This is a genomic window from uncultured Phocaeicola sp. (assembly GCF_948499155.1).
Taxonomy (GTDB): domain Bacteria; phylum Bacteroidota; class Bacteroidia; order Bacteroidales; family Bacteroidaceae; genus Phocaeicola; species Phocaeicola faecalis.
This window is the reverse complement of record NZ_CAOOSE010000009.1, coordinates 111,709-134,815: the sequence shown is the minus strand read 5'-3', so window position 1 is coordinate 134,815 and position 23,107 is coordinate 111,709. Positions and strand designations below refer to the sequence as shown.

Annotated in this window: 20 protein-coding genes; 14 read left to right on the top strand and 6 right to left on the bottom strand. The window is 41.7% G+C overall.

Annotated features, from left to right (window positions below):
- The first annotated feature begins 4 nt into the window (after window positions 1–4).
- The 3 genes from QYT14_RS09180 to QYT14_RS09170 all read left to right on the top strand — a co-directional run bounded on the left by QYT14_RS09180 (window position 5) and on the right by QYT14_RS09170 (window position 4,839).
- On the top strand, window positions 5–1,252 hold the full coding sequence (locus QYT14_RS09180; RefSeq protein WP_237037801.1) for a DUF1015 domain-containing protein: 1,248 nt from the start codon (window positions 5–7) through the stop codon (window positions 1,250–1,252).
- A gap of 306 nt (window positions 1,253–1,558) precedes the next feature.
- Window positions 1,559–2,470 carry a DMT family transporter gene (locus QYT14_RS09175; RefSeq protein ID WP_288324401.1) on the top strand — a complete coding sequence of 304 codons (912 nt, stop codon included), beginning with the start codon at window positions 1,559–1,561 and terminating at the stop codon, window positions 2,468–2,470.
- A gap of 47 nt (window positions 2,471–2,517) precedes the next feature.
- A complete protein-coding gene (locus QYT14_RS09170) occupies window positions 2,518–4,839 on the top strand; it encodes a glycoside hydrolase family 20 protein (RefSeq protein WP_288324402.1) in 2,322 nt (773 codons plus the stop codon).
- Window positions 4,840–4,970: 131 nt separating this feature from the next.
- Here the strand turns inward: QYT14_RS09170 and QYT14_RS09165 are convergent, their stop codons facing one another.
- On the bottom strand, window positions 4,971–5,471 hold the full coding sequence (locus QYT14_RS09165; protein ID WP_237037798.1) for a sigma-70 family RNA polymerase sigma factor: 501 nt from the start codon (window positions 5,469–5,471) through the stop codon (window positions 4,971–4,973).
- Between the two features lie 204 nt (window positions 5,472–5,675).
- Here QYT14_RS09165 and QYT14_RS09160 point away from each other — a divergent pair, with 204 nt between their 5' ends.
- The 3 genes from QYT14_RS09160 to QYT14_RS09150 all read left to right on the top strand — a co-directional run bounded on the left by QYT14_RS09160 (window position 5,676) and on the right by QYT14_RS09150 (window position 7,956).
- Complete coding sequence (locus QYT14_RS09160) at window positions 5,676–6,164, top strand: 3'-5' exonuclease (RefSeq protein ID WP_237037797.1); 489 nt, start codon at window positions 5,676–5,678, stop codon at window positions 6,162–6,164.
- A gap of 35 nt (window positions 6,165–6,199) precedes the next feature.
- Window positions 6,200–6,802: a YigZ family protein gene (locus QYT14_RS09155; RefSeq protein WP_237037796.1), complete on the top strand. Its 603-nt coding sequence runs from the start codon at window positions 6,200–6,202 to the stop codon at window positions 6,800–6,802.
- A 140-nt stretch (window positions 6,803–6,942) separates the two neighbouring features.
- Window positions 6,943–7,956, top strand: coding sequence for a porin (locus tag QYT14_RS09150; protein ID WP_288324403.1), 1,014 nt, complete (start codon window positions 6,943–6,945; stop codon window positions 7,954–7,956).
- A 2-nt stretch (window positions 7,957–7,958) separates the two neighbouring features.
- Here QYT14_RS09150 and uvrB read toward each other — a convergent pair whose 3' ends face one another.
- Window positions 7,959–9,989, bottom strand: coding sequence for an excinuclease ABC subunit UvrB (uvrB, locus tag QYT14_RS09145; protein ID WP_288324404.1), 2,031 nt, complete (start codon window positions 9,987–9,989; stop codon window positions 7,959–7,961).
- Between the two features lie 166 nt (window positions 9,990–10,155).
- Between uvrB and bamD the strand changes: the two genes are divergently transcribed.
- The 3 genes from bamD to QYT14_RS09130 all read left to right on the top strand — a co-directional run bounded on the left by bamD (window position 10,156) and on the right by QYT14_RS09130 (window position 11,874).
- Window positions 10,156–10,992, top strand: a complete 837-nt coding sequence (bamD, locus tag QYT14_RS09140) for an outer membrane protein assembly factor BamD (RefSeq protein ID WP_288324405.1) — start codon at window positions 10,156–10,158, stop codon at window positions 10,990–10,992.
- A gap of 18 nt (window positions 10,993–11,010) precedes the next feature.
- Window positions 11,011–11,346 (top strand): DNA-directed RNA polymerase subunit omega, encoded by a 336-nt coding sequence (locus tag QYT14_RS09135; protein ID WP_237037792.1) that lies wholly within the window; start codon window positions 11,011–11,013, stop codon window positions 11,344–11,346.
- Between the two features lie 75 nt (window positions 11,347–11,421).
- On the top strand, window positions 11,422–11,874 hold the full coding sequence (locus tag QYT14_RS09130; protein ID WP_288324406.1) for a DUF4293 domain-containing protein: 453 nt from the start codon (window positions 11,422–11,424) through the stop codon (window positions 11,872–11,874).
- A 208-nt stretch (window positions 11,875–12,082) separates the two neighbouring features.
- Here the strand turns inward: QYT14_RS09130 and QYT14_RS09125 are convergent, their stop codons facing one another.
- Both QYT14_RS09125 and QYT14_RS09120 read right to left on the bottom strand, forming a co-directional pair.
- Entirely contained in the window at window positions 12,083–12,622 is a 540-nt protein-coding gene (locus tag QYT14_RS09125) for a hypothetical protein (protein WP_288324407.1), read from the bottom strand.
- The gene (locus QYT14_RS09120; protein ID WP_288324408.1) at window positions 12,594–14,390 is read right to left on the bottom strand and encodes a carboxypeptidase-like regulatory domain-containing protein; all 1,797 of its coding nucleotides are present in this window, start codon (window positions 14,388–14,390) and stop codon (window positions 12,594–12,596) included. The genes QYT14_RS09125 and QYT14_RS09120 overlap by 29 nt, the downstream gene beginning before the upstream one ends.
- Window positions 14,391–15,349: 959 nt before the next feature.
- On the opposite strand from QYT14_RS09120, the gene QYT14_RS09115 reads away from it, so the two are divergent.
- From QYT14_RS09115 to QYT14_RS09105, 3 genes are read left to right on the top strand one after another with little or no spacing between them, the layout of a single operon-like run.
- On the top strand, window positions 15,350–16,381 hold the full coding sequence (locus QYT14_RS09115) for an SPASM domain-containing protein (protein WP_288324409.1): 1,032 nt from the start codon (window positions 15,350–15,352) through the stop codon (window positions 16,379–16,381).
- The gene (locus QYT14_RS09110; RefSeq protein ID WP_288324410.1) at window positions 16,368–16,625 is read left to right on the top strand and encodes a hypothetical protein; all 258 of its coding nucleotides are present in this window, start codon (window positions 16,368–16,370) and stop codon (window positions 16,623–16,625) included. Before QYT14_RS09115 ends, QYT14_RS09110 begins: the two co-directional genes overlap by 14 nt.
- A gap of 3 nt (window positions 16,626–16,628) precedes the next feature.
- On the top strand, window positions 16,629–16,931 hold the full coding sequence (locus QYT14_RS09105; protein WP_288324411.1) for a hypothetical protein: 303 nt from the start codon (window positions 16,629–16,631) through the stop codon (window positions 16,929–16,931).
- Between the two features lie 162 nt (window positions 16,932–17,093).
- On the opposite strand, the gene QYT14_RS09100 is transcribed toward QYT14_RS09105, so the two are convergent.
- Both QYT14_RS09100 and QYT14_RS09095 read right to left on the bottom strand, forming a co-directional pair.
- Complete coding sequence (locus tag QYT14_RS09100; RefSeq protein ID WP_237037789.1) at window positions 17,094–17,795, bottom strand: porin family protein; 702 nt, start codon at window positions 17,793–17,795, stop codon at window positions 17,094–17,096.
- Window positions 17,795–19,606: a LysM peptidoglycan-binding domain-containing protein gene (locus tag QYT14_RS09095; protein ID WP_288324412.1), complete on the bottom strand. Its 1,812-nt coding sequence runs from the start codon at window positions 19,604–19,606 to the stop codon at window positions 17,795–17,797. Before QYT14_RS09095 ends, QYT14_RS09100 begins: the two co-directional genes overlap by 1 nt.
- Before the next feature lie 158 nt (window positions 19,607–19,764).
- Here QYT14_RS09095 and uvrA point away from each other — a divergent pair, with 158 nt between their 5' ends.
- Both uvrA and ybaK read left to right on the top strand, forming a co-directional pair.
- Window positions 19,765–22,593, top strand: a complete 2,829-nt coding sequence (gene uvrA / locus QYT14_RS09090) for an excinuclease ABC subunit UvrA (protein ID WP_288324413.1) — start codon at window positions 19,765–19,767, stop codon at window positions 22,591–22,593.
- A gap of 11 nt (window positions 22,594–22,604) precedes the next feature.
- Window positions 22,605–23,090 (top strand): Cys-tRNA(Pro) deacylase, encoded by a 486-nt coding sequence (ybaK, locus tag QYT14_RS09085; protein ID WP_237037786.1) that lies wholly within the window; start codon window positions 22,605–22,607, stop codon window positions 23,088–23,090.
- Window positions 23,091–23,107: the final 17 nt, after the last annotated feature.

The window sequence follows — 23,107 nt, the reverse complement described above, 5'->3', positions numbered from 1 at the left end:
TCTTATGGCTATAATAAAACCCTTCAAAGGCATTCGCCCTCCGAAAGAATTAGTGGAGCAAGTTGCTTCCCGCCCTTATGATGTGCTTAATTCGGAAGAAGCCCGTGAAGAAGCAAAGGGGAATGAGAAGTCACTCTATCATATCATCAAACCGGAAATAGATTTTCCGGCAGGTACAGACGAGCATGATGCGAAGGTGTATGATAAAGCTGCTGAGAATTTCCGGATGTTCCAGGATAAAGGTTGGTTGGTGCAGGACGAAAAAGAAAACTATTATGTGTATGCACAGACCATGAACGGTAAGACTCAGTATGGTCTGGTAGTAGGCGCATACGTTCCCGATTATATGAACGGCATTATCAAGAAGCATGAATTGACCCGCCGTGACAAGGAAGAAGACCGGATGAAACATGTCCGTGTGAATAATGCCAACATTGAACCGGTATTCTTTGCTTATCCCGACCATGCAGAACTGGATGCTATCGTCAAGAAATATACCTCTCAAGCACCGGAATATGATTTCATCGCTCCGGGTGACGGCTTCGGCCATTCGTTTTGGGTGATAGACCAAGATAGTGACATTGAAGCCATTACTAAAGCTTTTGCTGCCATGCCTGCACTATATATTGCTGACGGACATCACCGCTCGGCTGCCGCGGCATTGGTAGGAGCGGAAAAGGCGAAGCAGAATCCAAATCATAAGGGTGACGAAGAATATAATTATTTTATGGCTGTTTGTTTCCCGGCCAATCAGTTGACTATCATCGATTATAATCGTGTGGTGAAAGACTTGAACGGTTTGACTCCCGAAGAATTTCTGGCAGCTGTCGGAAAGAACTTTGTCATCGAGGAAAAAGGAGCTGAAATCTATAAGCCGCAAAGCCTTCATAATTTCTCCCTTTATCTGGAAGGAAAATGGTATAGCCTGACCGCCAAACCGGGGACTTATGATGATAATAATCCTATCGGAGTATTGGACGTAACGATTTCTTCTAATTTAATCTTGGATGAAATACTTGGCATTAAAGACCTTCGTTCGGACAAACGAATCGACTTTGTGGGGGGGATCCGTGGCTTGGGAGAACTGAAGAAGCGTGTAGACAGCGGTGAAATGAAAGTTGCTTTGGCACTATATCCTGTTTCTATGAAACAGCTGATGGATATTGCCGATACCGGCAACATTATGCCGCCGAAGACTACTTGGTTCGAACCGAAGCTCCGTTCCGGATTGATTATTCATAAACTAGTTTGATATAAATCACGTTTACACTCGTTGTAAGCGTGGAAGGAATCCCATAGCCGTCAGGTTAAGAAAACAGGTTTGCTTTTGTTGGCTGCATACGATGTTTTTTTTAATCTGACGGCTATAAATCTATAGCCCCATGAGGGTGTGAATCATCTTTTTCATCGGCTTTCACAGGGCAATAACCTCTTTTATACATGTTGTTTAGGTATAATATAGACAAATTGTTGTTAGGACGAAAGAATAAATCCCTTTCCCTTTGTTTATTGCAAACAAATATCTAATTTCGCGGCGACTTTAAGAATATAAGACGCAATGACTAACAACAAGACTAAAGGATTTATCCTTGGAGCGATTGCAGCAGCCAGTTACGGCATGAATCCCCTTTTCACCCTTCCCCTTTACAGTGCAGGAATGAGCGTAGATACGGTATTGTTTTACCGTTATTCACTGGCTGTTATCGTGCTTGGCATTCTGATGAAATTCCAGAAACAATCTTTTGCCATCAAGAAGGTGGATGTACTTCCGCTCTGCATAATGGGATTGTTGTTCGCCTTCTCTTCCTTGTTTCTCTTTATGAGCTATAACTACATGGATGCAGGTATTGCCTCTACCATTTTGTTTGTTTATCCGGTATTGGTGGCTATCATTATGGCAGTAGTCTTTAAAGAAAAGGTTTCTCCCATTACGATGTTTTCCATTGCTCTTGCCTTTGTGGGCATATCCATGCTGTGTAAGAGTCCGGGAGGGCAGACACTCAGTTTGGTAGGAATCACATTTGTCTTCCTCTCTTCACTGTCTTACGCCATTTATATAGTGGGAGTCAATCGTTCGTCACTCAAAGATATGCCGATAGCCAAACTTACTTTTTACGTTTTGCTGTTCGGATTATCAGTATATGTAGTGCGTTTGAAGTTCTGTACAGAGCTGCAGCTCATTCCTACGCCGATGCTATGGGTAAACGCTGTTTCGCTGGCAGTCTTTCCCACTGTCATTTCATTGGTGACAATGACGAAGGCCATTCATTATATAGGTTCTACCCCAACTGCTATTTTGGGGGCATTGGAGCCGGTTACCGCTTTATTCTTCGGAGTACTGGTATTCGGTGAGCAACTGACTCCACGCATTATTCTGGGTATCTTGATGGTAATCACCGCAGTAACTTTAATCATTGGAGGAAAATCATTGCTGAAGAAAAGAAAGATTAGAGTAAAGCACAGCAGATAAAGCGGATTATTGTATCTTTGCCCTTGCAACAAATTATATTTCAAACTATGAAAAAGCAATTTATGCAATGGGCAGGATTTGGAATGTGGATAGCGCTAACCCTATCTGCATGCACCCCTACAAAAACAGAAGTAGGCAATCTGAATGTCATTCCTCAACCGCAGGAGGTCGTTCAAAATTTTCAGGAAAATCCTTTCGTTATCCATTCAGGCACAAGTATTGTTTATCCGGCAGGTAATGAAAAGCTGGAACGGACAGCTGAATTTTTGGCTTCTTATATAAAAGAGGCCACAGGAATTACAGTTCAGTGTACTGCGGAAAAGAAAGAGAGTGATGCCATCGTTCTCTCTGTTGATACTGCTATAGAGCAAAAAGAAGGGTATCAACTGGAAGTAACATCCAATAGCATTCGTTTGGCAGGTGGAAGTGAGGCCGGAGTGTTCTATGGCATTCAGACTTTACATAAGTCTATGCCGATAACAAAGGGCACAGAGTCGGCGTCTGCCATTCCTGCAGGTATCGTAAATGACTATCCCCGTTTTGATTATCGCGGATTTATGGTCGATGTAGGCCGTCATTATTTCCCGGTTTCTTATCTGAAGCAAATCATTGATATGCTGGCGTTGCATAACATTAACCATTTCCATTGGCATCTGACGGAAGATCAGGGATGGCGAATTGAGATTAAGAAATATCCCCGACTGACAGAAATAGGTTCAACGCGCCCGCGCACCTTGATGGACTGGAGCACGAGAGAATACGACGAGACTACACACAGTGGCTTCTATACTCAGGAAGAAGCCAAGGAGATTGTGAAATATGCGGCAGACCGCTTTATTACGGTTATTCCTGAAGTAGACCTTCCGGGACACATGATGGCTGCATTGGTTTCATATCCCGAATTGGGTTGCACCGGAGGCCCCTATGAGATGCCATGCGAATGGGGCGTTTTTCCGGATGTGCTGTGTGGCGGAAACGTGAAGGCATTAGAGTTTGCCAAAGATGTATTAAATGAAATAATGGATATTTTCCCTTCTCCTTACATTCATATCGGTGGAGACGAATGTCCGAAGGTACGTTGGAAAGAATGCCCTAAGTGTCAGGCGAAGATTCGCGAACTGGGATTGAAGGATACTCCGAAGCACAGTAAAGAAAACCAGTTACAGACTTATTTTATGTCTGAAGTCGGAAAAGTAATCAGCGACAGAGGACGTAAGATGTTGGGATGGGATGAAATGCTTGAGGGAGGTTTGGCTCCGGGTGTGAGCGTTATGTCATGGACAAGTCCCCGAGGTGGTATAGAAACAGCGCGTCTGCATCATAATGCCATCATGACTCCCATTCAATACCTCTATTTCAGTAACCCTACTTACAACCGCATCAAGGGGACAAAGAGCCTGGAACGTGTCTATACTTTCGAACCGGTATCAGACGAACTGACTGAGGACGAGAAACAATATATCATCGGTGCTCAGGGATGTATCTGGACGGAATGGACTCGCGACAGCCTTAAGATGGAATGGCAGATTCTTCCCCGTATGGCAGCCCTTTCAGAGATTCAGTGGACGGAACCCGCTCATAAGGACTTTGACAGTTTCCTGCATCGTCTTCCGGCTGTGCTGGCTATCTATAAAGACCGTGGTTATGACTTCCGTCAGGATATTTATGACGTCACCATCCAGGTTGTCCCCGAAGAACAAGAAGGAAAGGCTAAAGTCTCTTTCCTTACTTTCGATGATGCCGAAGTGCACTATACATTAGATGGCAGCGAGCCCAATGCCCAGTCTCCTCTTTATACGGATACACTACACTTGGACAAGGATGCGGTGATTCAGGCAATAGCCATTCGTCCGCAAGGAAATAGCAGCATCAGCAAGGAAGAAATTCATTTCAATGCCGTTACCATGAAGCCTGCAACGCTGAATGTACAACCTCACAAGTCGTATACTTTCCAAGGGGGAAGTACATTAATAGACGGACTTTATGGAGACTTGAACTATCGCTCCGGTCGCTGGGTCGGCTTTTATGGTAATAATCTGGATATCACCATTGATATGCAGGAACCGAAAGAAGTCTCATCGGCTTTTGTCAATACATTATTGAATCCGGGAGATGCCATATTCGGAGCGACCGGTCTGAAAATAGAAATATCCGATGACGGAAAAGCTTTTCGTGAAATAGCCTCCAAGAAAATTCCTGTATTGGAAAAGGGAACAAAGATGCAAATTCGTAAAGAAGAGATTTCGTTTGATAAGGTCAAAACCAGATATGTACGGATAATTGCAGAGACGACTCCGACACTTCCCGCCTGGCATTCCATGCCCGGAAAGAACGCTTTCCTGTTTGTGGATGAGATAGGAGTGGAATAATATAAAACTAAAAGGCTGCCCCATTTTTTTTCTTTATGGCGGCAGCCTTTCTTCGAATCGAAATTGTGAAAGAAAAATTGTATATTAAATCTATTATGAGATTAAGTGATTCTTCTCTGTCTGACTATCCCTTATGAGAAATCTCTCAACTCTTTTTGAAGTTTCTTCCGGGCAAAGTGTAAACGGCTTTTGATGGTTCCGATGGGTAAGCCCATTTTTTCTGCTATCTCTTTGTATTTCAGTCCCGAGACAAACATTATAAAAGGCTGTTTAGTATCGTCGGGCAATTTATTGATTGTCCTGTACAGCAGTTTTAAATCGTAGGTTTCTTCAAATCTGTCGTCATCTTTGGCCACCTGAGTCTGTGCATAGTCCGTGAAATTAGAATCGAGGAAATTAAGTTCACGAACAGAACGGCGGTAGTTGTTGATGAATAAATTGCGCATGATGGTATACATCCATCCTTTAAAGTTCTCCTGATAGACAAATTTCTGTGCATTATCCAAAGCCTTCAATATAGAGTCTTGTACCAAGTCGTTTGCCGAATCCTGATTTGCGGTCAGTTTAAAAGCGAAGCTCATAAGTTCCGGTTGCATCGCTACTATTTTGTTTGTGATTTTAGAATTTTCCATATCCTTGCTTTTGTTTATTTTATGATATGCAAAGGTCCGTTTTCTGCAGAAAAAAAGAAATGGCGATTTCTCCGTAAAACTTGGCAATTATTCCTTAATGTAGGGAGGAGGTTAATAAAGAGCTAAAATAAAAAATGAGTAGTCATTGTACACCTCAATTATATTCTATACATTTGTGATAACAGATGAAAACAGAAGAATATAATGGATAATTTTGCGGCAATAGACTTTGAAACGGCAAACAATGAGCGCACCAGTGTGTGCAGTGTGGGCATTGTAATCGTAAAGGATGGTGAGACCGTAGATAAGTTCTATAGCCTTATTCATCCCGAACCGGACTATTATTTGTATTGGAACACACGTGTACATGGGCTGACCCGGGAAGACACGGCCGATGCTCCTGTCTTTTCCGAAGTATGGAAACAGGTGGAGCCCAAAATAGCAGGACTTCCGTTGGTGGCACATAACAAAGCGTTCGATGAAGGTTGTCTGAAAGCGGTATTTAGAACCTATTGCATGGATTATCCTGATTATGAGTTTCATTGCACTTATCAGGCATCACGCAAATTGAAAGGATTGCGGAATCATCAGTTGCACACGGTGGCTGAGTTCTTCGGGTTTGATTTGAAGAATCACCATCACGCATTGGCAGATGCGGAAGCCTGTGCATGGATAGCCCGATATGTGTTGTAGTTTTTATATTTTTCCAATGATAATGATTTCCTTTGATGATACAAGAAGATACATATAAAACGATAACCGGTGTAGCCGAAGGTATTTATACTGAGAAGAGAAGTAAATTTATAGCTATTGCCATTCCTGTGCATACCGTTGAAGAGATAAAACAGCATCTTGATACCTATCAAAAAAAATACTATGATGCACGTCATGTGTGTTATGCCTACATGCTTGGACATGAAAGAAAAGACTTTCGTGCCAATGATAACGGAGAACCGTCAGGTACAGCGGGAAAACCCATTTTGGGACAAATAAATTCGAATGAGCTGACTGACATTCTTATTATTGTAGTGAGATACTTTGGTGGCATCAAACTGGGGACAAGCGGATTAATCGTTGCCTATAAAGCTGCGGCAGCAGAGGCGATAGCCAATGCCACCATAATAGAAAAAACGGTGGATGATGATATTTCCGTTGCTTTTGAATATCCTTTTATGAATGACATCATGCGTATCGTAAAAGAAGAGGAACCGGAAATATTGGAACAGTCATACGATATGGATTGCCTGATGAAGCTCCGTATCCGTCGGTCTATGATGGGGAAGCTGCGTGCCCGTTTGGAGAAAGTTGAAACGGCCCGAATCATCGAATAATCCTTCCGGCAGTATTGGTGGGGCAATGGCGTGTCCGAGAGGTTTCGATTGAAACATATTTGTAACATGAATGACACATTGCAGATATACCGGTTCTCTATCTTTGCACTCGAAAACAAAAAGTCACATTAATAACAAAGATGAGAAGAACACTCGCAGCCGCTGTCTTTACAGCCTTAAGTATAGCAACCGCAGGTGCGCAACTAACGATTCCCAAGGAATATCTTCCTAAGATTCATGGGACTATCCGTAGTAAATACGAGCTTCAGACCACTACAGGCATGCAGCGTTTTCAGGTAAGAAACGCTCGTGTCAGTCTGGATGGAAAAGTGTTGCCGGTTATTGCATATAAAGCAGAAATCGATTTATCGGATGAAGGCAGCATTAAAATGCTGGATGCGTATGCCCGCTTCGTCCCTAATGATACATGGAACCTGACAATGGGGCAGATGCGTGTTCCGTTTACTATTGATGCCCATCGCTCTCCGCATCAGCAATATTTTGCCAATCGGTCCTTCATAGCCAAACAAGTGGGAAATGTGCGTGACGTGGGGGCCACAGGAGCCCTCGCTTTAAACGGCAGTTGGCCCATGAAGCTGGAAGCTGGACTGTTCAACGGCTCGGGACTGACTCAACAAAAAGAATGGCATAACACGCTGAACTATTCAGCCAAACTTCAATTAATGCCATGGAAAGGCTACAACCTTACCTTAAGTACTCAGAAAATACACCCGGATAAGAACAGTATCTATATGTATGACATCGGTACTTACTATAAATTCTCCAATTGGCATTTTGAGGTGGAATACTTATATAAAACGTATGCCCACAATGCTTTTAAAGATGTGCACGCCTTTAATGGCTTTGTAAATTATGACCTGCCTATCAAAAAGGGGTTGTTTAAGAAAATCTCTTTCTTGGGCCGATATGACAGTATGGGCGATCATAGTAACGGCGTTGCCAATGAAGAAGGACAACTTTATATCACAGACTATTCCCGTCAACGTCTGACCGGCGGTGTGACCCTGAGCTTCGGCAAGGCTTTTCAGGCAGATTTGCGTATCAATTATGAAAAGTACTTCTATGACGACCTGTCCCTGGCTAAAGAATCGGAACAAGATAAATTCGTAATGGAACTAATGGTGAGATTCTAATCTCACCAACGTTCCTTCATCATTTCTTCCATTTTCAGCAACTCATCTCTATATTGGGCAGCTTCGATAAAATCCAGTTTCCTGGCAGCTTCCTGCATCAGTTTCCGTGTACGTTCTATAGCCTTCTCCATTTGAGGCTTAGACATATACTGAACAACCGGATCGGCGGCAATACTGCCGTTGGATGGCTCAACGTATGCTTTCGGTATTTTTACTTCATCATCGGCATTGGTATTTCCTGCGCCCAGAAGAGCCGCATTACGTGCACGTTTAATCTGCTTCGGAGTAATACCGTGCTCCTCATTGTAAGCCAATTGTTTTTCGCGGCGGCGGTTGGTCTCATCAATGGTCTTTTGCATGCTTTCGGTGATGCGGTCAGCATACATGATGACTTTTCCGTTGATGTTACGGGCAGCACGTCCGGCTGTCTGTGTCAATGAGCGGTGAGACCGAAGGAAACCTTCTTTATCAGCGTCCAATATAGCCACCAAAGACACTTCCGGCAAATCAAGACCTTCACGAAGCAGGTTGACACCAATTAATACGTCATATACTCCCTGACGCAATTCATCCATAATTTTCACCCGCTCCAACGTATCCACATCACTGTGGATATAATTGCACTTGATGTCATGGCGCAACAAGTAATCGGTCAGCTCTTCCGCCATGCGTTTGGTCAGTGTAGTGACCAATACGCGCTCTTCTTTTTCGATACGCTGCTGAATCTCTTCCATCAGGTCATCGATTTGGTTCATACTGGGACGTACTTCGATGATGGGGTCAAGCAATCCTGTCGGGCGGATTACCTGCTCCACCACAACTCCCTCGCTTTGCATCAACTCGTAATCGGCGGGAGTGGCACTGACATAAACGACTTGTTTTGCCAATTCTTGAAACTCCTCGAACTTTAGCGGGCGGTTATCAAATGCAGATTCCATCCGGAAACCATATTCCACCAGATTGGTCTTGCGTGCACGGTCGCCACCATACATGGCGCGAATCTGAGGCACACTGACATGGCTTTCATCAATGACAATCAGAAAATCGTCGGGAAAGAAATCCAGCAGACAGTAAGGGCGCGTACCGGCTACACGACCGTCAAAATAGCGCGAATAATTCTCTATGCCTGAGCAATGCCCCAATTCACGTATCATTTCCATATCATAAGTGACACGTTCATAAAGGCGTTTCGCTTCATAAGACTTGCCTTCTTCTTCAAACTTAGCCACCTCTTTCGCCAAATCATCCTCTATTTGATAGATTGCCTGCAATTGGCTTTCTTTGGTGGTCATAAAAAGATTGGCAGGATAAATCTTGTATTCATCAAAAGAAGCGAGGCGTATGCCGGAAATAGGATCCACTTCTTCAATACTGTCAATCTCATCATCCCAAAACATCACACGGAGCAGGTTGTCACTGTATGCCAGGTAAATGTCCACAGTATCTCCTTTCACACGGAAGTTGCCGCGATTCAGTTCCAAATCATTACGAACATAAAGACTGTCTACCAAACGGCGTAGAAATACATTGCGGTCCAGTAATTTACCCTTTTTGATTTCGATGACATTATTATAGAAATCAGAAGGATTCCCCATACCGTAAATGCACGATACAGAAGAGACCACCACCACGTCCTTACGGCCGGAGAGCAGGGCGGAAGTGGCTGCCAGCCTGAGCTTGTCAATCTCTTCGTTGATTTGCAAGTCCTTCTCAATGTAGGTATCGCTGGACGGAAGGTAGGCCTCAGGCTGATAGTAATCATAATAAGACACGTAATACTCCACCGCATTATTAGGAAAAAAGCTCTTAAACTCTCCATACAACTGTGCCGCAAGCGTTTTGTTATGGCTTAATATCAGTGTCGGTTTATTGATGTTTTTAATGACATTGGCAATGGTAAACGTCTTGCCGGAACCTGTCACACCCAAAAGTGTCTGGGCAGGCACCCCTTCCAATATGCCTTCTGTCAGTTGGGCGATGGCATCAGGTTGGTCACCGGTCGGTTGATAATCAGAAATCAGTTCAAAATTCATAATTCCATGTTTATAAAGACTAAGCTGTAAAATTACAGTTATTTTCTCTTATAACACGTATACATCCTGAAAAAAACAGGATTGGTCGACTTTTTAGTATTAAAAAACATATAACAGTTGTATTTTTCGGTGGAAAGGCGTAAATTTGCGCAATTATTTGAATAAGATGAAAAAATATATCATTATAGCTCTTGTCTCCGGCAGTGTATTAACATCATGCGGAGAATACAACAAAGTTCTAAAAAGCACGGACTACGAATATAAGTACGAAGCAGCCAAAAGTTACTTTGGCAAGGGGCAGAATACAAAAGCTGCGGCAATTCTGGAAGAGTTGATAACGATTCTGAAAGGAACCGATAAGGCTGAAGAATCCCTTTATATGTTAGGAATGACATATTATAATCAGGGTGACTTTATAACGGCATCGCATTATTTCTCCACCTATTATAATACATATCCTCGTGGAACTTATACCGAGCAGGCTCGTTTTTATTCGGGGAAAGCATTGTTTCTGGATACACCGGAACCTCGTTTGGATCAAACCAGCACTTATAAGGCCATTCAGGAGTTGCAGATGTTTATGGAATATTTCCCTGCCAGCAGCCGTCATCAGGAAGCACAGCAAATGATATTCGACTTGCAGGATAAGTTGGTGATGAAAGATTATATGGCAGCCCGATTGTATTATGATTTGGGTTCTTATACGGGAAACAGCTCATATAGCACTACCGGAAATAACTATCTGGCATGTATCGTTACTGCTCAGAATGCTTTAAAGGACTATCCTTATACCAAGATGCGCGAAGATATTTCTATCCTGCTTTTGCGTGCCAAATATGATATGGCCAAGGAGAGTGTGGAAGAAAAGAAAGAAGAGCGTATGCGTGATGCCATTGATGAATATTATGCCTTTAAGAATGAATTCCCCGAAAGTAAATATATGAAAGAGGTGGAAAACATCTATAAGGATGCCAAAAAATATGTGAAGGAACTTAACGAATAAAAAACTAAATAAGAAATTATGGATTACAAGAAGACAAACGCTCCGACGAATACCATTACCCGCAACATGGTGGAACTGTGTGAAGACACGGGCAATGTATATGAAACCGTTGCTATCATTGGCAAACGTGCCAACCAGATTGGTGTTGAGATGAAGAATGACCTTTCAAAGAAATTGCAAGAATTCGCTTCATACAATGATAACCTGGAAGAAGTCTTTGAAAACAGGGAACAAATCGAAATCTCCCGTTATTACGAAAAGTTGCCGAAGCCGACTTTGATTGCCGCTCAGGAATACGAAGAAGGTAAGGTTTACTATCGTAACCCAGCCAAAGAAAAAGAGAAATTACAATAAAAGGTTCTTTCCCTAAAGGCCGTTTCACTGAAGCGGCCTTCTTTTTTGTATAACCGTTATTAAAAGATTTTTATTATGATACAACGCATTCAATCTGTTTATTTATTGGTAGTTACCATTCTGCTCATCGTTTGTATGTGCACTCCGGTAGGAGCTTATATTGCTGAAGATTACAGTGTCTCAAAGTTTACTAATCTGTGCATTATCTCTGCTGACGGTGCAAAGGATTATGCTCCATGGGCCATGTTTGCCATTCTGGTGGTAGCCGCATTACTTTCTTTCACTACGATATTTATGTTTAAGAAACGTATGTTGCAGATTCGTATGACTATTTTCAGCACTATCTTGCTGGTAGGTTATTATGCTACACTGGTCACTTTCATCTTTATGTTGAAGAATGACAGCATGACCTTCTCTGCTTCGTGGACTCTGTGTCTGCCTTTTATCGCTATTGTTTTGAATTGGCTGGCTATTCGTGCTATCGGTAAGGATGAGGTTCTGGTGAAGGCTTATGACCGTTTGAGATAATGATTCCTTCATTTGACTGAAGAATATTATAAGGGGTCGTGTCAAAAAAACGTGGATAATGCTGTCGTTTCGTTCGTAGGGGCGAGGTTCGCTCGCCCGAAAACAGTTTGCTTTGTGTCTTCGTGCAGGCAAACCCTGCCCCTACAGCTGAGATTGGATAGGCCGGTTTAGTTTTGACACAACCCCTTATAATAATAGAGCATATTTTTTATAATACACCGGCATCAGTGTCACTATTGCTGATTTTTTTATCCTTACTTTGATATTTGCGTCCGAAACTGAAGTTATAAGAGAAAGTTGCAAAAGCCAGGTGAGCCGATTCTTTCACATGCCATGCTCCCCTGGAACCGGCATATCGGTTTCTGTTTTCCTGTTCACGCTTATAATTATCAGAGAAAGGATTGATGATTCCCGCTCCCAGATTGACTCTGCCCAGGCGATATTGCAACATCAGAATATGCAGGTTTTCCCCACTGCTCAGACTTTCGCCAAAGAAACTGTTGCGGTTGCTCTGTATCATAAAGTATCCCATAAACCTTTTGTACATAGCGGTAGCTTCTAATTCATAATACCAATTCGTATAGGTATGGTTATAATCCGTTCCGTTGCTCCAATAGCGGCTTAGCCCTGTGCTTCCCCTTAATTGAAGTACATCCCAAAGCATTCCCACACGAACAGAGAGTTCGTTTTCCAAAGACTGGAAGCGATGGTGGTTGGCATTAACTGCGTATGAATTTCCCGTTTTCACGATAAGTCTGTTCCATGATAACATCAGGTGCATTGCGATAGCTGGTATACCAATTTATTTGTACCTTCTTCTTATTATATCCCAATGTCAGTTTGAGCCGATAGTTGTTATATGGTTTCAAATCAGGATTTCCACGTCTGATTTGCAATGAATCTATCAACTGGTCGACAGCGCTCAACTGGGACAATGAAGGCTCGTTACTGTTCAGACTGCCATTCATGCGGGCATAGAATTCTTCATTAAATGTATAACTCAGGCTGAAGCGTGGATTGAATTGGTAAGTCTCATAGTCTTCCAGACCTATTTGTTGGTACCAAGAACGGGTGACACCTGCTCCCAGCATATAATTCATCTTCTTCCATTTTCCGCTGTATTGCGCATAGGCGTATGTGTCGGCCTGTTTCATCTGGGTGTTATAGTTCAGGGTTCCGCTATACTCATTGTCCGAGTAGGCTTGCGTGTGCTTGATTCCCGAACTGAAACGGCTTTTCTTGAACGTCTTTTCATAGATTCCTTCTGCAATGATGGAGTATTTATCGCCCTGCACGCCTGAGAAGTAGTCGGCAACAAACTCATCATCAAGGATTTCCTGATAGCTTTGACGGTTATGACTGCCAATATATGTTCCCACAACATTCAATGCCAGAAACTGTTTGTTCTTCAATTCTTTCTGAAAATATATATCGAACCAGGGACGACTGTTGCGGTTGTGGGCAAAATCAAGTCTTTCTGTTGCCAACTCAGGATATTCCCGGGTGTACAATTGGCTGTGGAAGCCGACCCGCGGTTTGTTTTCATTCCAAAATCCGACGGATGCGTTCAGCATATAATTATTCGCTTCCTGCAAGTTGTAGCTGATACCGCCCCATTGTCCGTATTCCGAAGTGGCATCGGGAATACCTTCTTCCATCCGGTGCAGGGAGGTGCCGTCTTCTTTTACAAACGTTTCTTCATTGGTGCGCCAGGCATTTTCAAATTTGTGCGGATAGGCACCATACCATACTCCGAATTCAGACTTCTTATAATTCATTTTTCCCGAAACATTATAATTACCCCACATGACGTATGGAGATTGTTGGGCCGAGATACTGACGGAACCTCCAAGTTCATAACGGCGGACGATGTAGTTTACTACGGCACCTGCATTGCCGTAACGTAATCCGGGGTCTTCCAGGTACTCGATTCGGAGAATGTCGGATGGGATAAGTGCCTGGATTTCCTCTTTCCCTACTTTACGTCCGTTGATACACAGTTGTACAGAACTTCCGTCGTTTAAAGAAACACCGCCATCCAATGGATTGACATTCAGCCGTGGGAGCATCAGATTGCGTAATAAATCGACACCGTTATTTGAAGCGTTAACCTGTTGTTTGTTGGGGAACACTAGTTTTCTATCAAATTTGCTGACCACATTGGTGGCGGAAACCGTTACTTCTCCCAGTTGTTGAGAGGCTTCTTCCAATTCCACTGTCCCCACATCGACAGATTGGGAGAGGCCTTGCAAGTCAATGATGTTTTTCTCAAAACCGATGGCGGAAATGATTAATTTGTAGTTGCCTTCCGTTACTTTATCGATTCGGAAGAGTCCTTTGCTGTCGGTTGCAGCACCATTGACGAAGGTTGAGTCGTTTGTCTGCAGAACCACATTGGCTGCTATAGCCGCCTGTTTTGTGTTTGCTTCCAATACTTTGCCGGATATGCGTATCTGTTGTGCATAGCATATACTTGACAACAAGCATCCGGCCATTAAAATACTAATTTTCTTCATAATGTAGTTTTTTCGTGTCTTCTTAGTCAGAAACCAATCATACTGTTTATTGAATTAGACGAGGAATATTAACTTTTTGTTTCAAATGTAATGGCAATAAAAGTTAAAAAGAGACCGCTTGAAACACATACGGTGGTGCAGGCCTACACGTACGTATGCATAAGCCTACACATATATACGCATCGGGTTACACGTATATACGTATAAATTTGCACGTATAGGGGATAGGATGGTGATAATGCGAATAAATAGATTCTATTTTTCTTGCTTGTGTTATTTCTTTTTTATAATATTGCAATATCTTAAACTAACATGGAAAAATGAACTTATTCCCAAGTATGAAATATATTCCTGATTATCGAATGAACTATGTGAATCATCTTCATTTAGATTAAGATGGCCTTATAGATGAATTAAGAATAGAAATGTATAGTATCAGAGATAAGTTATTATGGGGAAAAATGAATATATATCATATTTAAATAATGAATATCCTTCTGTTAGGATAATGAATGTTTGTGGAAAACTATTTGTTTATGATGCGAAAACATGTTCGTTAACTCTTTTGAGCGAGAGAGAAGATGAAAAAAAAATATTATAATTGGAAGAATAAAACAAAATTTTAAGCCGTCTGTATTTCAACAGATTGTGCCTAATGAAAATGAGATAGAAAATTTAGTTCTTAATAAATTTGAAGAATATATCCCGAGAAAATTTACGATAGAGGTTACGGAAAAATGTACTTTAAGATGTAAATATTGCCTTTTTAGTAATCAGTTGTCGGAACGCCATCATAGTGAAATTGAAATGGATGATTTAACAATGAAAAAGGCTGTTGACTATTATTACTTGATATATACAAATGCTTTTAAAAGAGTTTCAAATGGATATCGTGGTGGGGAGGAGAACCCTTTACTAACTTTGAGTTAATAAAAAAAAGTAAAGCCTATATAGAGTCATTGCCGTGGCATGAATATGGAATAGAAAAAGACAACTTTGTATATTCTGTCGTTTCAAATTTTACAATAGTAAATGATGAAATTTTAGATTTTCTTATATCTGGTAAAATTTATTTATTTATTAGTTTGGATGGTGGTGAAAAGGAACATGACAAAAATAGAGTTTTTGCTAATAATAAAGGCTCTTTTTCTCGTGTCAGCCATAATATTGATATTCTTATAAAAAAAGCACCTGAATATTGTAGAAAATATGTGGTCATACAAGCGGTATTGGCTAATAATATTAGAGGAAATCAGGGCGTGAATTCAATTATAAAAACATATGGTATATATACATTGGATTCAAAGGTCTTAAATTTTCAACTCTATCCACAAAAGGTGAAGAATCAATATCTTCCAGGGAAAAGAAAACGAATAAATGAAAAAAAAGAGTTAGCAGATTTTGATTTGTTATTGAACCAACTTAATAGCATGCCAGTTCAAAATCTTGTGCAATTTTTCAAAATTCAAAAAGGAATTTTGAATGAAATTGAAAATTTGTTTGCATTAGACAGTAAAATAGCGTATGAAAATTCCCAATCATGTTGCATCTATAAAAAATGGTTAACTTGTCCAGCGGGAGTCGATAATATTTTTGTTTCTGTTAGTGGTGATATTCACATATGTAATAAGTCTGATTATTCATTTAAATTAGGTGATGTTAGCACTGGAATATCATTAAATAGAATAAAACGATTTTATTCACAGTATTATCACGTAATAAGGAATGGAAAATGTCATAGTTGTTGGGCTGTACATTTTTGTGGAATATGTCCAGCGGCTCTTTTGAATGATGGAAAATTTCATTTACCTAATAAAGACGAATGTGAAGTTGTGAGAAAAAATATTTGTCTGCAATTGAAAAAATATATCATGCTATTAAATAAAGATGAGCTATATGAGAAACTAGAAAGTGCTATGCTTAATCTTCCAAAGAGAACTTTTTTAAATTATCGTGAACCATTAAATATTCGATTATATGAAAAAGATTAAGAGTTTAGAAAAAATTCGTTTGTCTGACAAGGTAATAAAAAAAGTTGAAGGAACAGGCTTCTTCCCTCCTTCATGTTTTTATGAGACAACAGGTCCAGAAGGATGCCTTTTTCCTGAATCTAATATGAATTATGGCAGTGGCTCCCCACTTCCACCAAGTTGTACATGTGGATGTTCCGGTTGTATTTGGGATGACGGTGGTACTGGCTTTTCTCTTGGCATGAATATGAATAAAATCGGATAATTTATGAAAAAGATATTGTTGATATGCTTAGTGCTGGCTTCATTTGTATGCGGATGTAATAATAAAAAGGAAAGTAATACTGTTCTTTTTGAAAAACATTTAGATAAGAATGTTGCGGCATTTGTAAAAGTCATGGCAGAAAGAGGAGTAGATACAATACAAGCCAAAGAGTATTGCAGATGTTTGTTTACCCAGCTGTATAGTATTGACTCTACATTTTTCAAACTTCCTAACGATAGTATCAATAGATTAATCGATGAGCATAGTCTATTGATAGAGAAAAAATGTGGAAATCTGAAAAAATAATTATCGCTGTTATTCCTTTAAAAATCTTTTGTGAGATTGGCTGGTTGTAAACAAAGAACCTGTTTTGACTTCACACGTACGTACGCATCAGGCCACACATATATACGTGTTAGGAGGCAGGCTTTTGTCCGTTGAAGAAACCTCTCCGAATAAGGGCCTGCTTTATTTGGTTATGTCGAATAGATAGGCCGCCCTCACACCTATATAGGAGTGGGCAGACCGGCCGAAGTAATCTTTCTTTGTACTTTTATAGAAGTCGCCCAACCCCATGTAATAGCGTCCTTCCAACAGAAAGTGCCCGATACCTGTGCTCAATTCCAGTCCCGCACCGGCTGCAATACCATAATCGAATTTGTTTTCTACAGCCTTACCGTATTGTTCTGTCACGCCATTGGGACGACTGGAAGTGTCCCAGTTATCGCTCATTTTCTCTTTATCGCTTAAAAAGAAACTGATTTGAGGTCCCATGTTTATGAAGAACTTCACCCCGCGGTTCAATGCATCTTTTCCGAAAGCGAGGTGAGCAAAAAGGGGAATCTCAACATAGTTCATGGTGCGGCTGTATGTGTTTTCAGAACCATCCTCAATCTTTTCACTCCAACCGCGTTGTGAGTAATTGATTTCCATCTGCACCCCACACATCATCTTGAAGTATTTTTCAGACATATAGCGCAGAGTGACCCCCATTTCCATGCCGTTCAAGGTGTTCTGTTTAATTTTGGGGTCAAAACTGACTGAGTTCATGTTCAGTCCTCCATTTATTCCGACTGCAAAGTTATGTCGTTCTTCACCCAACTGTGCAACTGCCGGCAAAGTGAATAGCCATGCCAGCACCAATATGCCTATATATTTATAGTTCTTCATTATTCAAAATCGAGTTTAATCAATTCATAGTTTTTCGTAAAATGGACAAAGAACACTTTCCGGTTGATAAAGCCTCCCCAGTTATTTACGCGTTCAAATTTAAAGCCAGTCTGGATAGGGGTGACAATCACTTTATTCAGTTTATCCTCCAAGTTGCTTCCATATTGTGATAATCCTTTCAGGAAGAAATACCCTGTGTCAAATCCTAACATGCCATATTTGGGGAATGTGTTCGACATATCCTTGCTATACCATTTGCGATAGGCAGAAGAGAACTGGATAGCTTCGGGGAACAAATTGTTAGTATAGAAAGAAGAATAGAAGTAAGTGTCCAACTCATAAAAGCTGGCCAAATGGTCGTTGGTGTAAGTTTGCCATTCGGGGTAGCCGAATAATTGCATCCGATAATCAGGATTGTCACGCAGGGTAACAATTAACTGCGGCAATAATTTAATCAGCGCAATGTTTGTGCCGGAAGTCGGAATAAATACATTGTCCAAAATAGTGTTCATGGCTTCCTTCAATGATTCGGGGGTAATGGCCGCACCTTTTAGTTCAGTAAAAGGGATGCGTTTGCTTTTCAATTCTTCTTTCAGCCCCTTGATAAAATCCGCTTTGTCTTTATCGCCATCCTCTGCATCCAGGAAAATCACATTGGCATTAGTGAATTTGCGGGTAAAATGCTCATATACTTCCGAATAGAGATAGGATTGAGGTGTGTTAATCTGATAAATGGACGGATTATTGAATACCTCATTACCCTTTGAAGTAAATGGAATCACCAGACGGACATTATTTTTCTTGGCAAAATCGGCTACCGGTTTAACCTGTTCCGGGTAGGCAGGGCCAAAGATGATATTCATGTTCTTCATCTCGTCTTTGGCAAGAATGGATTTTATCGACGAGGTGTTATTGTATGTATCATAAGTGTATAAATCAATGGAAACACCTTTTTCTTTCAAACTGTCTACTGCCATCAAGAAACCCTCATAGTACTCTACCATACGGATTTGTTCATCACGATTACCGCTGCCGTCGGCCATAAACGGAAGCATAACGGCTGCTTTTATAGTAGAAATCTTAGGATTTTCCTTCTTGCTCTTGTCAAAGAGTTCGTCATCGGTCGGGATAACGGTCGGCGACACCGGTTGTCCTTGTCCCTTTGGAGTGCTTCCGGCAGACGCATAGGGGATGCACAAGAACTTTCCTTTTTTAAGCTTCTCTGTGCGGAGTTCGGGATTGGCCGCAATCAGTTCGGCTTCCGTTATACCATATAGCCGGCTGATGCTATATATCGTTTCTTTTCTTTCCACCCGATGCATATCCCTGCATTTGGGCTTTAAAGGGGTGGAAGCGGGGGGAACAGTTTCGGCTGATTTAACTTCATTGATAATTGTCTCTTCGCTGCTTTCTGTTTGTGCAGGGATAACAATAACCTGTCCGATACGGAAGTTTTCCGCACTCAGTCCCGGATTGGCCTTACATATACGTTGTGCTGTGACACCATATCGCTGCGTAAGTTTATAAAGAGTTTCTCCCGCCTGAATGGTATGGAACGTTTGTTGTTCGCTTCCTGTGTTCTTCTGCGGAATCTTCAACGTTTCACCGGCTTTTATTTGTTCGGAACTTCCCGGATTCAGTTTAATGATGTCGGCAGTAGTAACGTTATACATACTGGCTATCGAATATAAACTCTGCCCTTTAGTGATGGTGTGCAGAAAATAGCTGTTGGAGGAATGCGTCTGAGCCATCATTCCGACAGGAGCGACAGACAAAGCTGCGACCAGATATAATGCTTGAATAAATTTCATTTGTAGTGTGTTGATTATACTGAGGGGCAAAAGTACAAAAAAAACTGTTTTATTCACATTATATAGAAAGAATAGCAAATAATATTAGGCTTTTTAATTAATTATTTCGTTCAGAAGCATTAATTTTGCCTATCAAAAGTAGCTGAAAGCATAAATATATGATTGAAGACAAAGAATTGATTAATGTATACGGTGCCCGTGTGCATAATTTAAAAGATATAGATGTAGAAATTCCACGTAACAGCCTGACTGTGATAACCGGACTTAGCGGTAGCGGTAAATCATCATTGGCGTTTGATACTATCTTTGCTGAGGGACAACGCAGATACATAGAAACATTCTCTGCATACGCCCGTAATTTTCTGGGTGGAATGGAACGTCCTGATGTAGACAAGATTACGGGATTGAGCCCGGTGATTTCTATTGAGCAGAAAACAACGAATAAAAATCCGCGTTCTACCGTAGGAACAACCACCGAAGTGTATGACTATCTCCGCTTGCTGTTTGCCCGTGCAGGTATTGCGTATTCTTATCTGTCGGGAGAAAGAATGGTGAAGTACACCGAAGAACAAATTCTTGAACTGATTCATAAGGATTATCAAGGCAAGAAGATTTTTATGCTGGCTCCGCTGGTGCGTACACGTAAAGGTCATTATAAAGAACTCTTCGAACAAGTGCGGAAGAAAGGCTATTTGTATGTGCGTGTGGACGGCGAAGTGCGTGAGATTGTTCACGGCATGAAACTCGACCGTTATAAGAATCATGACATAGAGGTTGTCATTGATAAGCTGATTGTAAATGAAAAGGACGAGAAACGCTTGAAACAAAGTGTCGCTACCGCCATGCAACAGGGGGATGGACTGATTATGATATTGGATGCGGAAACAGGAACGCTGCGCCATTACAGCAAGCGCCTGATGTGTCCGGTTACAGGATTGTCCTACAAAGAACCTGCTCCACACAATTTTTCGTTCAACTCCCCGCAAGGGGCTTGTCCGCGATGCAAAGGATTGGGGTATGTCAACCTTATCGATGTGGACAAAGTGATTCCTGACCGCGAATTATCTATTTATGAAGGTGCCATAGCTCCTTTGGGCAAGTATAAAAATGCAATGATATTCTGGCAGATAGAAGCATTGCTTGAGAAATATGATTTCAGTATAAAGACCCCAGTCAAGGACTTGACAGACGAAGCCATTGATGAAATTCTTTATGGTTCCGATGAGCGGATTAAGATAAAAAGCAGCCTCATCCATACTTCCTCCGACTATTTTGTGACGTATGAAGGAATAGTGAAGTACATACAGATGATGCAGGAGAAAGATGCTTCTGCCACAGCACAGAAATGGGCGGAGCAGTTTGCCAAGACTGATGTGTGTCCCGAATGTAAGGGAGCCAGATTGAATAAGGAAGCATTGCACTTCCGCATACACGATAAGAATATCTATGAATTGGCCAGTATGGACATCAATGAGTTGTATGACTGGCTGATGACGGTAGATGAGTTTCTGGAAGATAAACAGCGCAGAATTGCGAGTGAGATATTAAAGGAAATTCGTACACGTTTGCGTTTCTTGCTTGATGTGGGGCTGGACTATCTGTCGCTGAACCGGACATCGGTATCACTTTCGGGAGGAGAGAGTCAGCGCATTCGTCTGGCAACCCAAATCGGTTCCCAATTGGTGAATGTTCTTTATATTTTGGACGAACCGAGTATCGGACTGCATCAACGCGATAACCTGCGGCTTATCAATTCATTGAAGAAACTTCGGGACACAGGCAACTCTGTCATTGTGGTGGAACATGATAAGGATATGATGTTGGCTGCAGACTATGTGGTAGACATGGGGCCGAAAGCCGGCCGTTTGGGAGGAGAGGTTGTATTTGCCGGAACCCCGCAGGAGATGCTTCAGACAGACACACTGACTTCTCAGTATCTGAATGGCAAGATGAAACTAGAGATTCCGTCTGAACGAAGGGCAGGAAACGGAAAATCCTTATGGCTGAAAGGTGCGAGAGGAAACAACCTGAAGAATGTGGATGTAGAGTTTCCATTGGGAAAACTTATCTGTGTGACAGGGGTGTCGGGTAGTGGAAAGTCCACCTTAATCAATGACACCCTGCAACCTATCCTGTCTCAGCATTTTTATCGTTCCTTGCAAGACCCGTTGGCCTACGACAGCATAGAAGGACTGGAAAATATAGATAAGGTGGTGAACGTAGACCAATCTCCTTTGGGACGAACACCCCGTTCCAATCCGGCAACGTATACCGGAGTATTTTCGGATATAAGAAATCTTTTTGTCAATCTGCCCGAAGCGAAGATACGCGGCTATAAACCGGGACGTTTTTCGTTCAATGTGGCCGGAGGGCGTTGCGAGGCTTGTGGTGGTAACGGCTACAAGACCATTGAAATGAATTTTCTGCCGGATGTCTTGGTCCCATGTGAAGTATGTCACGGCAAACGTTATAACCGTGAAACGTTGGAAGTTCGCTTTAAGGGAAAATCCATTGCTGATGTGCTGGATATGACTATTAACCGGGCTGTAGAGTTCTTCGAGAACGTACCGCAGATTCTGAATAAGATAAAAGTCTTGCAGGAAGTAGGGCTGGGGTATATCAAGTTGGGACAACCTTCCACCACCTTGTCAGGCGGAGAAAGCCAGCGTGTGAAACTGGCAACAGAGCTTTCCAAACGCGATACGGGAAAAACTTTATATATATTGGATGAACCCACCACCGGTCTGCACTTTGAAGATATCCGTGTACTGATGACCGTGCTCGACAGATTAGTGGACAAAGGAAATACGGTTATCGTTATCGAGCATAATCTGGATGTCATTAAACTGGCGGATTATATCATAGATATGGGGCCGGAAGGAGGACGTGGCGGAGGACAACTTCTATCTACAGGAACCCCCGAAGAGGTAGCCAAGAGCAAGAAAGGCTATACACCTCAATTTATTAAAGAAGAATTAAAGCATTAAGATTATCCGGTATGAAAGAGAAAATAGCAAAGACAAATGCAGCCCGTTTGCTTGATAAGGCTAAGATTTCTTATGAACTTATTCCTTATGAGGTGGACGAAAACGATTTGAGCGCCGTTCATGTGGCTGCCAGTTTGGGAGAAAATATAGAACAAGTATTTAAGACTTTGGTACTTCACGGAGACAAAACAGGTTATTTTGTCTGTGTTATCCCCGGAGAACATGAAGTAGACTTAAAATTGGCTGCCAAGGTATCGGGCAATAAAAAATGTGACTTGATTCCGATGAAAGAACTATTGCCTTTGACGGGATATATCCGTGGCGGCTGTTCTCCCATCGGCATGAAAAAACACTTTCCCACCTATATACATGAAACGTGCACTGAATATCCGTTTATTTATATCAGTGCCGGCATACGGGGATTACAAATAAAAATAGCTCCCGATGACCTTATTAAAGAAGCCAAAGCGGAAATAACATCCCTTTTCATCGAATAATCATACAAAAAGAGCCA